Annotated in this window: 10 protein-coding genes; 8 read left to right on the top strand and 2 right to left on the bottom strand. The window is 40.7% G+C overall.

The genetic code is table 11. The features are described 5' to 3' along the window. The first annotated feature begins 2 nt into the window (after positions 1-2). Entirely contained in the window at positions 3-2,198 is a 2,196-nt protein-coding gene (locus tag WA381_RS04995) for a malate synthase G (protein ID WP_156086680.1), read from the top strand. A 396-nt stretch (positions 2,199-2,594) separates the two neighbouring features. Then, entirely contained in the window at positions 2,595-3,479 is an 885-nt protein-coding gene (locus WA381_RS04990) for a patatin-like phospholipase family protein (protein ID WP_014977059.1), read from the top strand. A gap of 33 nt (positions 3,480-3,512) precedes the next feature. On the opposite strand, the gene WA381_RS04985 is transcribed toward WA381_RS04990, so the two are convergent. Together WA381_RS04985 and WA381_RS04980 are read right to left on the bottom strand one after the other, a co-directional pair. Further along, complete coding sequence (locus tag WA381_RS04985; RefSeq protein WP_156086681.1) at positions 3,513-4,529, bottom strand: NAD-dependent epimerase; 1,017 nt, start codon at positions 4,527-4,529, stop codon at positions 3,513-3,515. A 241-nt stretch (positions 4,530-4,770) separates the two neighbouring features. Beyond that, entirely contained in the window at positions 4,771-5,541 is a 771-nt protein-coding gene (locus tag WA381_RS04980; RefSeq protein WP_156086682.1) for a S1 family peptidase, read from the bottom strand. A 62-nt stretch (positions 5,542-5,603) separates the two neighbouring features. Between WA381_RS04980 and WA381_RS04975 the strand changes: the two genes are divergently transcribed. The 6 genes from WA381_RS04975 to WA381_RS04950 all read left to right on the top strand — a co-directional run bounded on the left by WA381_RS04975 (position 5,604) and on the right by WA381_RS04950 (position 13,957). Beyond that, positions 5,604-6,356, top strand: coding sequence for a YdcF family protein (locus WA381_RS04975; RefSeq protein ID WP_231506521.1), 753 nt, complete (start codon positions 5,604-5,606; stop codon positions 6,354-6,356). A gap of 63 nt (positions 6,357-6,419) precedes the next feature. Next, on the top strand, positions 6,420-7,259 hold the full coding sequence (locus WA381_RS04970) for a PEP-CTERM/exosortase system-associated acyltransferase (RefSeq protein WP_156086683.1): 840 nt from the start codon (positions 6,420-6,422) through the stop codon (positions 7,257-7,259). Positions 7,260-7,353: 94 nt separating this feature from the next. Next, positions 7,354-9,075, top strand: a complete 1,722-nt coding sequence (locus WA381_RS04965; protein WP_156086684.1) for an FAD-binding protein — start codon at positions 7,354-7,356, stop codon at positions 9,073-9,075. A gap of 100 nt (positions 9,076-9,175) precedes the next feature. Continuing rightward, the gene (locus WA381_RS04960) at positions 9,176-10,138 is read left to right on the top strand and encodes a PEP-CTERM sorting domain-containing protein (RefSeq protein ID WP_139125433.1); all 963 of its coding nucleotides are present in this window, start codon (positions 9,176-9,178) and stop codon (positions 10,136-10,138) included. A gap of 129 nt (positions 10,139-10,267) precedes the next feature. Then, positions 10,268-12,955 carry a tetratricopeptide repeat protein gene (locus WA381_RS04955; protein WP_156086685.1) on the top strand — a complete coding sequence of 896 codons (2,688 nt, stop codon included), beginning with the start codon at positions 10,268-10,270 and terminating at the stop codon, positions 12,953-12,955. Positions 12,956-12,958: 3 nt separating this feature from the next. Beyond that, positions 12,959-13,957: a GNAT family N-acetyltransferase gene (locus WA381_RS04950; RefSeq protein ID WP_156086686.1), complete on the top strand. Its 999-nt coding sequence runs from the start codon at positions 12,959-12,961 to the stop codon at positions 13,955-13,957. Positions 13,958-13,996: the final 39 nt, after the last annotated feature.

The raw sequence follows: 13,996 nt of genomic DNA, 5'->3' as shown, positions 1-13,996 counted from the left end.
TTATGCAAGGATATATTACTAGAGGCCGACTACAGGTTGCCGAACAACTCGATAACTTTATTAATGAACAGGCACTTCCTGGCACAGGCGTAGATAAAGACACCTTTTGGCAAGGTGCAGAAACCCTCTTCGAAAAATTCATTCCTCAAAATCGCGCACTATTAGAAAAGCGAGAACAGCTTCAGCGCGCTATCGACGATTATCATAAAGCTGGTAACCCAGTAAACGGAAACGAATATACCGACTTCCTAAAAAGCATTGGTTACCTTGTTGAGCAGCCGTCACAAGTAAGTGCACAAACACAAAATGTAGACGCCGAAATAGCAACAATGGCAGGCCCTCAGCTAGTCGTGCCAATCAATAACGCTCGCTATGCACTTAACGCGGTAAATGCCCGTTGGGGAAGCCTTTACGACGCACTATACGGCACTGATGTCATCAGCAACGAAGGTGGAGCAGAAGCGGGAAAAAGCTACAACCCCGTACGCGGCGCCAAAGTAGTTGCGAAAGCGAAAGACTATCTAGATAGCATGATACCGCTTGCGAAAGGCAACCACGCTGACGTTACTGAGTATAAGATTGAATCGGGTAAATTGGCGATCACTCTTGTCGACGGCGATGAAACCACCTTAGCAAACACAGAGCAATGGCAAGGATACCAAGGTGACATTAGCGCACCGTCAAGCCTGCTATTTGCACACAACGGTCTGCATTTTGAAATTCAACTAGACCCGACTCATCCTATTGGCGAGAGCGATGCCGCAAACGTAAAAGACGTACTGGTTGAAGCTGCATTAACCACCATTATGGACTGCGAAGATTCCGTTGCTGCTGTTGACGCTGAAGACAAAACCTTGGTGTATAGCAACTGGTTAGGCTTAATGAAAGGCTCGCTAAGCATTGAAATGACAAAGGGCGGCAAGCAGCTTGTTCGCGCTATGCATGACGATAGAAGCTACCAGCCGTCTAAACACGCTTCACAAGACAAGCTAAAAGACGGCGAACTAGTACTTTCTGGTCGAAGCCTTATGTTTGTTAGAAACGTGGGCCACCTTATGACTAACAATGCTATGCTCTTTGACGGCGAAGAAGTGCCAGAGGGGATCATGGACGGTTTAGTCACTTCACTTATCGCAAAGCATGATCTTTTAGGAAACAGCAAATTTAAAAACAGCCGCGAAGGCAGTATTTATATTGTTAAACCTAAAATGCACGGGCCAGAAGAAGTGGCATTCTCTAACGCATTGTTTGGTGCTATCGAAGCGATTATCGATGTTCCAGCTAACACCCTTAAAATGGGCATAATGGATGAAGAGCGCCGTACGAGTATTAATCTACAAGCTTGTATTGCCGAGGCTACTTCACGCGTTGTGTTCATTAACACGGGCTTCTTAGACAGAACCGGTGATGAAATTCATACCTCAATGCTTGCCGGCCCTTTTGCAGAAAAAGCCGCGCTCAAGTCTATGGCGTGGATTAAGGCTTATGAAACTGCAAACGTTGCAGTAGGCCTTCGCTGCGGCCTTTCTGGCAAAGCGCAAATTGGTAAGGGCATGTGGCCAATACCTGATGAAATGCAAAATATGATGACCGCCAAAATAGGCCACCCTAAGGCTGGCGCTAATACTGCTTGGGTTCCCTCACCTACTGCAGCAACACTGCACGCGCTTCATTACCACGATGTAAATGTGTTTGACGTTCAAAAGTCGCTAGATGAAAACTTTAGTGGCCTTGCTGACATACTTACCATTCCATTGTTAGAAGATGCCTCTACTTTGACGCGTGAGAGTATTAAGCGTGAAATCGACAATAACGTTCAGGGCATTTTAGGCTACGTTGTACGCTGGGTTCACCAAGGCGTAGGCTGCTCGAAAGTTCCTGACATCAACAATGTAGGCTTGATGGAAGACCGCGCGACGTTGCGTATTTCATCTCAGCATATCGCTAACTGGCTAGAGCACGGCATTGTAAGTGTAGATCAGGTAAAAGAGTCTTTGGCTCGTATGGCTGTCTTAGTAGATGAGCAAAATGCGGGGGATCCTGAGTATATCCCTATGGCACCTGATTTAGACAGCTCAATTGGCTTCTTAGCCGCAAGCGATCTAATCTTCAAAGGTAAAGAGCAGCCTAGCGGTTACACAGAACCTTTACTGCACGCCCGTCGCCGCGAAATGAAGGCAAAACTTGCGGCGAGCTAGTACAAAATATGAGGGCTAAGAATTGGAATCTAATAGCTATATTCCATACGGTAAAACACCAAAGAATTAGCTAGCTAGTTTCAAGCCTCATTAGAAGCATTTGAATAAGGCTCACTCTGTTAGTAAACAGAAGTGAGCCTTTTTATTTATTGCTGGTGTATCACTAATGCGTTTGCATTTATTGTCGCGACACGTGAAATCAATTCGCAAACACACTCAAAGCGAATTGTGTAGCGATATGGCAACACTTTAGACTAAAGATATCGCTTATCTCCCCGTTGATACTTTGCTGATAATGCATGAGTAAACTACGCTTTTATAGTGTGGGGCGCAGCGTTTGTTATTCCGTTGGAACTAAACACTTAGCGCAAAGCCTCCTTAGTTTGGAGTATGCACATGCAGATAGCCTCGGCAGCAATACCGAATAATTTATTACAGGCGAACGTCACGCAAATTGTGCCCATCTTTTCAGGTGGAGGAACAAGATTGAGCGCCCATATCGGCATCATTAAAGCGCTGCAGGACATGAACGTAGGCTTCGACACTTTAGTGGGTGTATCAGGTGGCTCGATTATCGCTTCGCTTTACGCCAAAGGTTACACAGTGGAGCAAATGCGAGAGCTCGCACTGGTTACTGATTTCAAGCAATTCACTGAATTTTCACTCGTAAGATTACTCCGGGAAGGCGGACTTTCTTCTGGCGACGTATTTCAACGATGGATTGACGAACAGTTGGAAGGCGCAGTGTTTGCCGACCTCCCACTCAACCTGCATATTCTCGCTACCGACGTAAACGGCGGCGGACCAGTTTTGTTCAACAAACAAACCTCTCCAGATATGAAGGTGTCAGAAGCAGTGCGGTACTCTATGTCGATACCGCTCATCTTCTCGTTCAAACCCTTTAAAGAGCACTTGCTAGTAGACGGCGCTATATTGTCTGAAGATGCGCTGTTTGAAGATTGGCGAGGCGATGGCACGCCATCAGTATGCTTCAGACTGCAAAGCACCGAACAAAAACGCAAGGCCATTAAAAAGAACTTACTTCAACTGCCGCAATACGTCAGCATGCTTATTCGCACGTTTATGACGGCAATATCCAGGGAGTACGTCAATGCGAAGTATTGGCACAATACCGTGGTGGTGAATACCGGGGAGATTTCCGCGGTAGATTTTTCGCTTACACCTGAAATTAAGAACACACTTTTTGAGCTCGGTTATGCAACCACGAAAGAGTTCTTGCCCAAAAAGTGTGCGGGATTTATGAGAAGCAGTGCACTTTAACGGTTTCAGAAAGTAATTATAAGTCGCTAGCGCTTACACTTTATAAAAGTCACGATACCAATCGACAAACGCTTTTACGCCTGTTTCAACATCGGTAGATGGCTGGTACCCAGTATCTTCAACGAGCGACGACACATCAGCATAGGTGTCAGGCACATCGCCCGGCTGCATAGGAAGAAGTTCTTTCTTCGCCTCAATACCCAATGCACTTTCGAGGGTTTCAATAAACTTCAAAAGGTGAACTGGTGTCTGCGCACCAATATTGTATACCTTATAGGGCGCCTTACTCGTACTTGGATCTGGATTGCTGCCGTCCCAATTCTCGTTAGGTTTAGCCACATTATCCAATGAGCGAATTACGCCTTCAACGATATCATCGATATAAGTGAAGTCACGACGGTGGTTACCATAGTTGTAAACCTGTATTGTTTTACCTTCCAAAATAGCCTTAGTGAACTTGAAAAGCGCCATGTCTGGACGGCCCCAAGGCCCGTAAACAGTGAAAAAGCGCAGCCCCGTTGTAGGCAAGTTATACAGGTGACTATAAGTATGAGCCATTAGCTCGTTAGCTTTTTTAGAAGCCGCATACAAGCTAACTTGATGATCTACGTTATGCTGTTCTGAAAACGGCATAGTTTCATTCGCACCGTAGACTGAGCTAGATGACGCGTAGACCAAATGCTCGACGTTATTATGGCGACACCCTTCTAGAATATTCACAAAGCCAACAATATTTGAGTCGACGTAAGCGTTAGGATTTTCAAGTGAATAACGCACACCAGCTTGAGCAGCCAAATGCACCACTCTATCAAATTTGTGCTCTTCAAAAAGCGCAGCCATTTTGTCGCGCTCTTCTACCCCCATCTCGATAAATGAAAATAAATCAGCAGCAGTAGATGATTTAATCTCGTCCAGACGAGCGTGCTTTAAATTCACATCGTAATAATCGTTAATGTTGTCAATCCCGACAACTTGGTCACCACGATTGATAAGGTATTGCGATACAGCTGCACCAATGAAACCAGCTGCTCCGGTGACTAAGATTTTCATTTATTAATCCCTTGGATTTCGTATTTTAAATTAAAGTATCACTGATACGCTCGTGCTTTATTCTAGTTCAAACGAGCGACAGAATTCTTATACAACCTACTTCTATAAAACTAGCCTTGTCAGTTAACTATGCTACATAAAGCTCAGCTCTTGGTCGGCAAAGTTTTTATAGTTTGAATTAAGAAAATAAAAAACAGTTAGCAAATAATGCACCATAAAATATCTAATTACTGTTCTAGAGTTAATTTGTAGCTCCTTTCAACAGGGTGGTTACAAACCGAATAGGTACTGCATATGAAATACCAGTTGGTGAAGCAAGTGCACTTTCTTTTGTATCTTTTACTAGAACTTTGTTTATTACACCAATTACCTCTCCTGTTCGAGGGTCGTACAAGGGACTGCCACTGTTGCCTGGATAAGCAATTGCATCCAGTTGATAAATTAGGCTTACGTTCTTTAAGCGTGCCATCATGGTATTAGTTAATTGGTTGCTATTTAACGCTGGGATTGCGTCTGGCGTTATTGCAGAAATATACCCTCTGTGTGTAGCAGGATATAAACCCAAAATAGCGCCAATTGGGAAGCCCGTTAACGCGATTTCTGACCCAGGTTCTAACAATTCATCATCTCCAAGTTTCAATGCAGGTAAGGGGGAGTCCAACTTTAACAATGCTAAATCATGCTTAGGATCAATCTTTAAGACTTCTGCTTTAATTTTTTTTACTACTGTACCTTCACCACTTAGGACTACGTAACTTTCAACTATTGTGGGGTCTAAATCTTCAGATACCACGTGATAATTTGTGATTGCGAAAAAACCGTTTGCTACAATAAACCCCGTCCCTAATACCCTTGGTGCACTGTGCTTAATTGGCGCATCGACAGCTACGGCAACAGTTCCTTTGGAGACTGATTTCACAATAGAAGTAAAAGGGGTTACATCATTATCTGCTGCTACACTCTGAGTCAGTAATTCCAACAGCACTAAAATCCAAATAATTAAAGTTTTCATGTATTTTTTCCCAGTTGAGCGTTAGCTTAATAACTTTAACCAAAGTACACCGTAAGATAACAATGGATTTTTTAAAACAAATAATTCTGCTTTTAATATCCCCCCTAACTATCAGCGTATTGCTAATACTTATGTCATATGCTTTCAAACGGGCAAATTATTTGAACACTGGGAAGAAAATTTTGTTAATGGGTGTACTCATGTTGATGGTTTGCTCTCAACCATGGGTGGCAAACGTTTTACTTTATCCGTTAGAGTACAACAGCAAACGCTATCATTCATCCGATTTAACTAGAAGTGACGCTATATTTGTTCCTGCATGCTATTATCAAACGCAATACGATCTACCAGAAGTTTCGCGTTGGCACGAGTGTTCAATCCAACGGTTGATTCAAGCTAAGATTTTTTCTGATGAATTGAAAATCCCAATTATAGTTACGGGGGGAAGCTTTCTTGCTGATAAAGATGTTAAATATTCAGAAAAAGCAAAGCAATTTCTTGAAACATTAGGGGTAACTCCTGATAAAGTGATTTCAATACCTGAAGGTACCGACTCACTATCAGAGGTTGAAGCATTAAAAACTAGATTTGGCCACATGACCCTAGTAACCGTAACAAGCGCCACTCACCAATATCGATTAGCTCAGATACTAAAAAACGCTGATATAAACTCAGAGATTTTTCAAGTTGATTTTCAAAGCTCTGGGGAATTAAATCCTTTTCTTTCACTTCCTTCAATTCTAGCATTAGAGCGCACTAGAAGAGCGATATACGAATACTTGGCAATAGTGAAGTACCATGTTTTGGAAAAATAGTATAAAAGGATTAGGCAAATTATCGAAAAGATTTGCTAGACTGTTTTGAAGGACGTTTTTTGTGTGGACCAAAGTTTAGTGGCTAATAAAACAATAATAGGACGCGTGAAGTCAATTGTCGGCCGGGACAGTAAATTGGGAAAGGCTCTTGGGGGGTTGGAAAAACTCCAAGAAGCCAAGTTCATCTCAAAACACTTTTCCGAGTTCTTAGAGCCAGTAGTTGCGCAGTCCGAAAATACACGTACTGAGAGCTTTAATATTAGACATAAAGTTTATTGTGAAGAGCTCGAGTTTGAACCACTCAAAAACAATTGTCTTGAAACTGACGAATTCGATAAATTCTCGAGCCCTTGTTTAATAAGACATAAAGTCTCAGGTCACTATGCTGGGACAGTACGTTTGGTTAGACCCCAGATAGAAAACCAACTTCTCCCTATTGAGAAATACTGCATTAATTCAATTACTCATGAAACTCTGAACCCACGTAACTTTGCACGGAAAGACATTTGCGAGATATCTCGACTCGCAGTTCCACTTGAGTTTCGGAAGCGTCAGATGGACCGGTTTTCTGGTGCTGCGACAGGTGTAATTAATGAACATACGTACTCTGAAAATGAATTAAGGTGTTTCCCCTTTATCGCCATCGGGCTTTACTTCTCTGCTGCTGCTTTAGTTATGCACAATAATATAAAACATACGTATGTTATGATGGAACCACGTCTTGCCCGAAGTATGAGGTTTGTGGGCATTCAGTTTGAGCAGGTTGGTCCCGTTATTGACTATCATGGTAGGCGTGCACCCTATTATATCAATCCATCACTGCTCTACGCTAATTTAAGGCCTAGCTTTAAAATAATGTTGAAAAACATACAGCATCAAGTTGAGAAGTATCCTCGAGACTAGAGAAGCGTCTAAACACTCTAATTACTTTTGCCGAGCCTGGTGCTCTTTACCAAATACATTGCATTCCAGTTTTCAGGCGCGTTAGGAACTATTTATGAGAACATTAGACTTTGGGTTTGAGCAACTGAAAAACCTTCTACTAACTTCTGGCTTTCGGTCATCACAGATATTATTTGTCGACACTAACGATGCGTACATCACGTATCCAGAAAAAAATTCAGCTATATTGGTCGTTAAACCATACCCTTCCGAATCCGATGGCTCTTCGCGATATATGGAAATAATTAAGATAATAGAACTTGCAAAATGCAATGGATTTGCTGTTCACCCCTACAGTAGAGGCGCCAACTTAGGTTATGGAGGTAAAGAGCCCTACGCTTCAAATTGTATTGCCTTGGATTTAAGTGAATTTAAAAGAATAAGTTACTACAAGAAATCAAGTGGACACATAACAGTAGAACCAGGAGTATCACAAGAAGCCATTAGTGAATTTTTAATAAAAAACGGTGATATCCATATACATGACACTACTGGAGCGCCAAAATTTGCAAGCGTCACCGGAAACTATCTTGAACGGGGTTTTGGTCATACTCCACTCGCTGAGCACGCTAAGAATATTCTGCATGCAGAAATTATCACTCCCAACAATAAAGAAGAAGCACCTACACATTTTGTGACATCAACCGATGGTACGTCATTTGAAATTGACGGGAAAATAGCAACCAGAACCTATAGCATCGGCCCTGACCTGACAGGTCTCGTGATTCAAAATAATGTTTCAATTGTAACAAGCCTTACAATTAAGCTTTTGAAAAAACCTGATTGTTTCGTTGCTTACTTCATACCATTCAAAGAAGAAGATATTGATCAAATGATTGATACTTGTGCAATCCTGAGAAAACAAAACACCATACACAGTGCTGCACATATTGGAAACAACATGAAGACACTCCAATTACTTGCTGTAGAATTTCCAAATCTAATTAAATCGTATGATTACGAAGAGTTAAACAAATTGATCCGCAAATTCGGTTTAGATGATTGGACGCTTTCAGGAGGGATGTACGGAACTAAAAACCAAGTCAAAGCGCATATTAAAGATCTTAAGACCGCGATGAAAAAACTAGGTGTAAAACCTTTATTCATTGACAAAGAAAAGCTCAGCTTTATTAAGAAAACGCTGTCTATTACTCCTAAATATAATAGAGCTTTAGTTAAAAAACTAGTTTCCAGTAATAGTGGTATAGCCAGAAAAATAGGCGCTAAACTTGCTCTGAGAAAGAGCCTAATAGAATTATGTAAAATAAAACAAGGGACTCCTAGCAATGAATTTCTTCGAACCATTTATTGGAGAAACCTTCAGAAGTTAACAGATAACGTGCCCAATCCAAGTCAAGACAAAGTAGGTTTGCTATGGGGCGCGCCCTGCTCTGAAATATCGAGCAAAGATTTTAAATTAATTACTTCTATCATGAGTGAAACATGTAAGAAGTATAGTTTAGAAAGTCCAATCTCAGTAACCCTTATAAATGAAAGAACAATGGAGTGTGTATTATCTCTTTCATGGGATAGACAAAAAGAGAAGGAAGAAGAACAAGCTTTAGCTTGCTATCAAGAAATAATGCTTAAGTGTGCTTCCATGGGCTTCCTTCAGTATAGAATGTCTACGCTTTCCAATCACTTTCTCAATCGACAGCATCTACCGCTACCTTTTGAGCTCCCTGAACTTAAATCTTATTTTGATCCTTGTAATGTCATCTCTCCTTCAAAATATCAATTAGTGTCTAAAAATTTTACAACACGCAAACGCGAATGAAATAAAACCATAATAATCAAATACTTAAAAAATGGCACGTTGCATGCTTATGTTAACAACGTATAACAGACCTACTGTTCAAAACAACGGAGCGTGGAAAATGAAATTTGCAACAACTATCAAATATGCAGCGATTGCGGGAGCTCTTGTTACAGCTTCAAATGCGACTGCTGGGGTATCTGCAACAGCTTATTTAGAATTAAATGATCTTGTTGTTCAAATCGATACTGATGGCGACTTGGTACCTGATCCAGTTAATCCTCTTGACTTTATTTCTATCCTTCCGGGTGGTTCACGATCAACAAGCACTTTCACTGACAACAATGGTGCTTCAGACTCAGACTTAGATTCACAAGCTTCTGCCACAGCAGATTCTGATGCAGACTTACTTTGCCTAGGTTCATCTTGCGGAGTTTTAGGTCTTACCAATAATGGCCAATCTGTTGATGGTGGCAATTTGGTTGCGAGTGACGCGTTTTACTACTCAGTGGCTGACGCTCAAGTTTCAGGCAGTGCGATTGGTTCTGGTGCTACCGGATTTACATATGCGGATGCGGGTATTGCTGCTGGTAACAATGAAAGCGCGGGTGCCAATAGTAATATCGCGAATGATATTCTTACCACGTTTACACTCAATATGTTGACAGATATTAATGTGCGATTCAGTGCACTGATGGATTATCTGGTTGATGCATTTATCTCGCCGGATATCGCTAATGATAGTTTAAGAACAGCTACATCTACAGCTAAAGCGACATTTGGAATTGAGTTAGTGAGCTTTAACACTGGAAACACAGTATCTCTTACAGGTGGTCCATCAAGCGTGACATTTAACGATATCGCAATTGACCAACCTGGACTAGGCGACCTAATCGTTCGTTCAGGTAACAACGTAGATTTCACGTCAGGCTGGGCAAATGTTAGTGCTGGTACTTATCAGTTAACAATTTCTCAATCATCAACTGTTCAATCAACGCTTGTTCCAGCGCCTACTACGTTAGCGATGGCTGCATTCGGCTTGCTGGGCTTGGGCTTAACAGCTCGCCGTAGAAAGCAAAAGTAATCATTGTCTTTATAAGAAAAGCCGGATTTTAATCCGGCTTTTTTTTATACTATCTTAATACTTCTTGTCACTTATTAAAAAGCACGATACCTTTATCAAGGTAAACTCACGGACGTTAGAAGTTTTAAAATGCTAAAAAAAAATATTCAATTTGCTGCGCTCGCTCTATTAACTTGTATTGGATGCACACCAAAGGCTCACCAAGATTACATTCAAGAAACCAAAGTTGCACTTGAGAAAGGGCAATCAAGAGAGGCTGAAGTATTAATTAAACAAGCGATGAGTGAGGAGCCAACACCTGGCCTCAGGCTATTGCTTACAGAAGTTTACTTACTAAATGGCAACACAATTGGCGCCAAACAGCAACTCGAAAAAGTAGATATTGAAGCGCTAACCCCATCCGAACAGAGCAAAGCTGAGAGTTTAAACGCACAAATAGCTATCCTTAGTTTTGATAGCAGTTACCAAAGACTTATAGATAAAAACAGTACTTGTCGCGATTGTATGTTGGCAGAAGCGTGGTCTAGCGTCGCACTATCAAACTCTATAGATTTAGAAAGAATAGAAGGCGACACAGCCGTATTTAGCGTCTTTGAAGCATTTAATAGCAACACTCTTACAAGCTTAGATGTTTCACCACTAATTGACAATTCCACATCCGATATTGAACTGCTTGTGATGGGCGATCTATTAAGGCGGTCGAATAATATTGACGGAATGATAACAGTTTATAATGCGTATAAGAAAAATAACCCTAACGTATTGAACATCAATTTGCCATTAGCTCAAGCTTTGCTAGTTAATAATGACTTTAAAAAAGCGAAAGAACTTGTAACCCCTGTTCTTGCGAGATTTTCTAAAAACCCAATGGCTAATTACCTTAATAGTTTAATTTTATTAAGCGAAAATAAAAATGTTGAGGCATATAACGCCATATCCTTAGCTGATACCTACGGGATAAACTTACCTTCTGTTTCGTTAACAAAAGGGCTTTTAGAGTTTAACTCTCAGAATTACGAATCAGCATTAAGTAGCTTTGAAAAAGCAACAAATATGGACCCGGGCAATGAACTAGCAAATACGATGCTTGTTGCTACCAAAGTTAAATTAGGTATCACTGACGATGCTCTAGAAACCTTAGCAACTCAAGAAACACTTTCAGAACTGGATGTATCAACCATTGGACAACTTGTGGGAACTGAGAGTCATGCTAGAGAATGGGTGACTCTACAATCAAAGCTGGCACAGAGCGAATCTCCTAGAGCAAGGGTTCTTAGCGGGCTTATCGAGTTAGCACGTGAAGGAAGCTCTGAAACACTGAGTAAACCGGGCGACACTTCGGATAACACTTATAATCTCATTCAAGTCGCAATGATGATGAATAAAGCTCAATTTGGTGAAGCTCTAAATTATGTAGACAAGTGGTTAGAGAGAACAAATGATAAAGTAAAGGTCATGAACTACAAGGCTGCCATCTTTATTGCTAAAGGAGACCGAGATAGCGCTAGATCAGTTTATGAAGGCACTTTGGAACTTTTGCCCACAAACAGGGCTGCTCATATGTTTATGGCTCAGTCTGCAGCGAAGAATAAAGACTACGAAGGAGCTCTGAAATCTTTAGATAAGATATTAGAGAATAACCTCAACGATGTCATTGTGTTGAAGCTATACCTAGCCTTCCAAACACTTTCAAAAAATAAGAAATACGAATCAAAATTGCATAGCTATATTGATAACGCCATTTCTGAATTTGATGACAATGTTCTTTTCAAATTAATGAAAGCGGGCATTTTCGCTACTCAAGGAGCAAATGAACTTGCTCAAAGGGTTATGAATTCTGTAGATGCCGATAAGGCAAAACTAATCAATCAGTATTGGGAATTACAATTTTATCTAGCGGGTCGCTCGAATGACTTAAATCAAGCAAGGGAAGTGGTCAAGGCATGGAATATACAGTTCCCGGATAGCACTCGCCCGAACATTGCACTTGCAACTTATCTTGAGAAAGCAGGCCAAATTGAAGAAGCTATCTCAGTGCTGGAGCAGGTCCCTCACTCTCTTGAGCGTCGAAAAGAAAGCCTTGCGCTGGATGCAAAGCTTGCTTCACTCTACATCTACGCTGGGAACTTATCTAAAGCGAAATATAAGATTGGACAGATTGAGAAAAAACCTAACCTGCCATCAGGGTTATTAGATTACCTTAGAGGTTCGTACGCTATTAAGCAAAATAATTTAGACGAAGCTGAATCGTTACTTGCAAAAGCTTACAGAGAGACTAGTAACTCCCACACGCTAAAATTACTTCATGTACTTAATCTAAAACGAGGTACCGTCGACAACAGTATTCTTATAGAGCACCTCAAACTACATCCTAACGATATATCGATAAAAGCGCTTTTAGCCGAGTCTTTGATAGGAAAAGATAACGATAAGTCGATAGCTATTTTTGAAGACATAGTAAGTCAATCAAGTGGCAACTCTGATTTATTAAATAACTATGCGTGGGTGTTACACCTTGAAGGGAAAGACGACAGAGCTTTCGAAGTTGCTAAGAGTGTAGTCAAGTCAAACGATTCAAACCAAGAGTATCTAGATACGCTATTTCGAATTTTAACCTCTTTGAATCGTTTCAATGAAATAACAAACTTCTCAAATAATGCGAGTTCTGACGCTAACACCCTCTTATTAGCAAACGCATATATGCATCTAAACGAGAAGACCCAAGCTCAAAAGGCATTAGCTAAGGTAGAGAAGTCGGGGTTAAATAAAGAAGATTTATCTTTGTACGAGCGTATTTCAAAAGACGTAAAAAATTAGTACATGGAAGAAACACAATGGCTAACAAATGTAACTTGGGAGCAACTCTCCACTGTCTTACATGAAGTAAACTGTGATAACTTTTCGCCGTTTTTGAGTGAGGGGTTTCTCAAAGCATGGTTTTGCCAAAAGACATTTCCGGTTCATATGTTTTTGCTCTACGAACAAAGTACAGTGAGTCACTTTGCGTTAATCGGTGAGAGCTTTAAAAAGAAATATGGGCTGACTTTTAAGTTAGCCCATATTAACCAAACTGGTTGTTCTGATAACGACCAAGTGTGGATAGAGTACAACACGTCATTTGGCTTACCTGAAAATCAAAACCGTTTCTTTGATTTACTATTAAAAGAACTAAAAAGCCAAAATTTCGATATTCTTAATGTTTCAATGACATGTGAATTTCTTTTTCCCAAAAAATACTTGAGCGACTTACGCAATGACGCTCATATTTCATATGGTTTTCGTCGTTCCCTTTCACCAGAACTTAATATAGAGCAGCTAATCTCTCGCCTTTCAGCTAATAGTAGAAGCAAGTTAAGAAGGAGTATAAAAGAAGTACGTCTTCGCTTTGGTCCAATTAAAGTGACAATTGCTGAATGTTTAGAACAAAAACTCTCATTTCTAGAGCAATTAGAAATACTTCACATAAAGCGGTGGGGAGACTCTACCTTTGGGAGCGGATTTGAAAATAAGGTCTTCAAAGGCACGCTTAAGAACTTTTTGATAAGTAATGGCAAGCTTTGTGAAATAGCAAAAGTTACAGCAGGAGATGCTTTGCTAGGGTATACACTCAACTTCGTACAAAAAGACGCGGTCTTTTTTTACTGCTCTGGAGTAAACCTTGAGTTTGCATCTAAGCATATTAAGCCTGGTTATATTCTGCATCTTGCTTTAATGGAGTATTATGCACAACAAGGGTTAAGTTGGTACGATTTTATGGGAGGAGCAAGTCAATACAAACAAAGAGCCTGTAACAGATTCTGTGTAACTGCCATTAGTTAATATGCTTTTCGAGGCGTTCCTCGAACTCGATAATAAAAC

It is taken from the genome of Alteromonas sp. CH_MED4-4, assembly GCF_037029575.1.
Taxonomy (GTDB): domain Bacteria; phylum Pseudomonadota; class Gammaproteobacteria; order Enterobacterales; family Alteromonadaceae; genus Alteromonas; species Alteromonas macleodii.
The sequence above is the reverse complement of the archived record's forward strand: the minus strand, read 5'-3'. Positions and strand labels throughout refer to the sequence as shown.

Excerpts from the sequence above, each read along its gene's own strand:
- WA381_RS04995 (WP_156086680.1), top strand. The coding sequence starts at position 3 with ATGCAAGGATATATTACTAGAGGCCGACTACAGGTTGCCGAACAACTC.
- WA381_RS04990 (WP_014977059.1), top strand. The coding sequence starts at position 2,595 with ATGCAGATAGCCTCGGCAGCAATACCGAATAATTTATTACAGGCGAAC.
- WA381_RS04985 (WP_156086681.1), bottom strand. The coding sequence starts at position 4,529 with ATGAAAATCTTAGTCACCGGAGCAGCTGGTTTCATTGGTGCAGCTGTA.
- WA381_RS04980 (WP_156086682.1), bottom strand. The coding sequence starts at position 5,541 with ATGAAAACTTTAATTATTTGGATTTTAGTGCTGTTGGAATTACTGACT.
- WA381_RS04975 (WP_231506521.1), top strand. The coding sequence starts at position 5,604 with ATGGATTTTTTAAAACAAATAATTCTGCTTTTAATATCCCCCCTAACT.
- WA381_RS04965 (WP_156086684.1), top strand. The coding sequence starts at position 7,354 with ATGAGAACATTAGACTTTGGGTTTGAGCAACTGAAAAACCTTCTACTA.
- WA381_RS04960 (WP_139125433.1), top strand. The coding sequence starts at position 9,176 with ATGAAATTTGCAACAACTATCAAATATGCAGCGATTGCGGGAGCTCTT.
- WA381_RS04955 (WP_156086685.1), top strand. The coding sequence starts at position 10,268 with ATGCTAAAAAAAAATATTCAATTTGCTGCGCTCGCTCTATTAACTTGT.
- WA381_RS04950 (WP_156086686.1), top strand. The coding sequence starts at position 12,959 with ATGGAAGAAACACAATGGCTAACAAATGTAACTTGGGAGCAACTCTCC.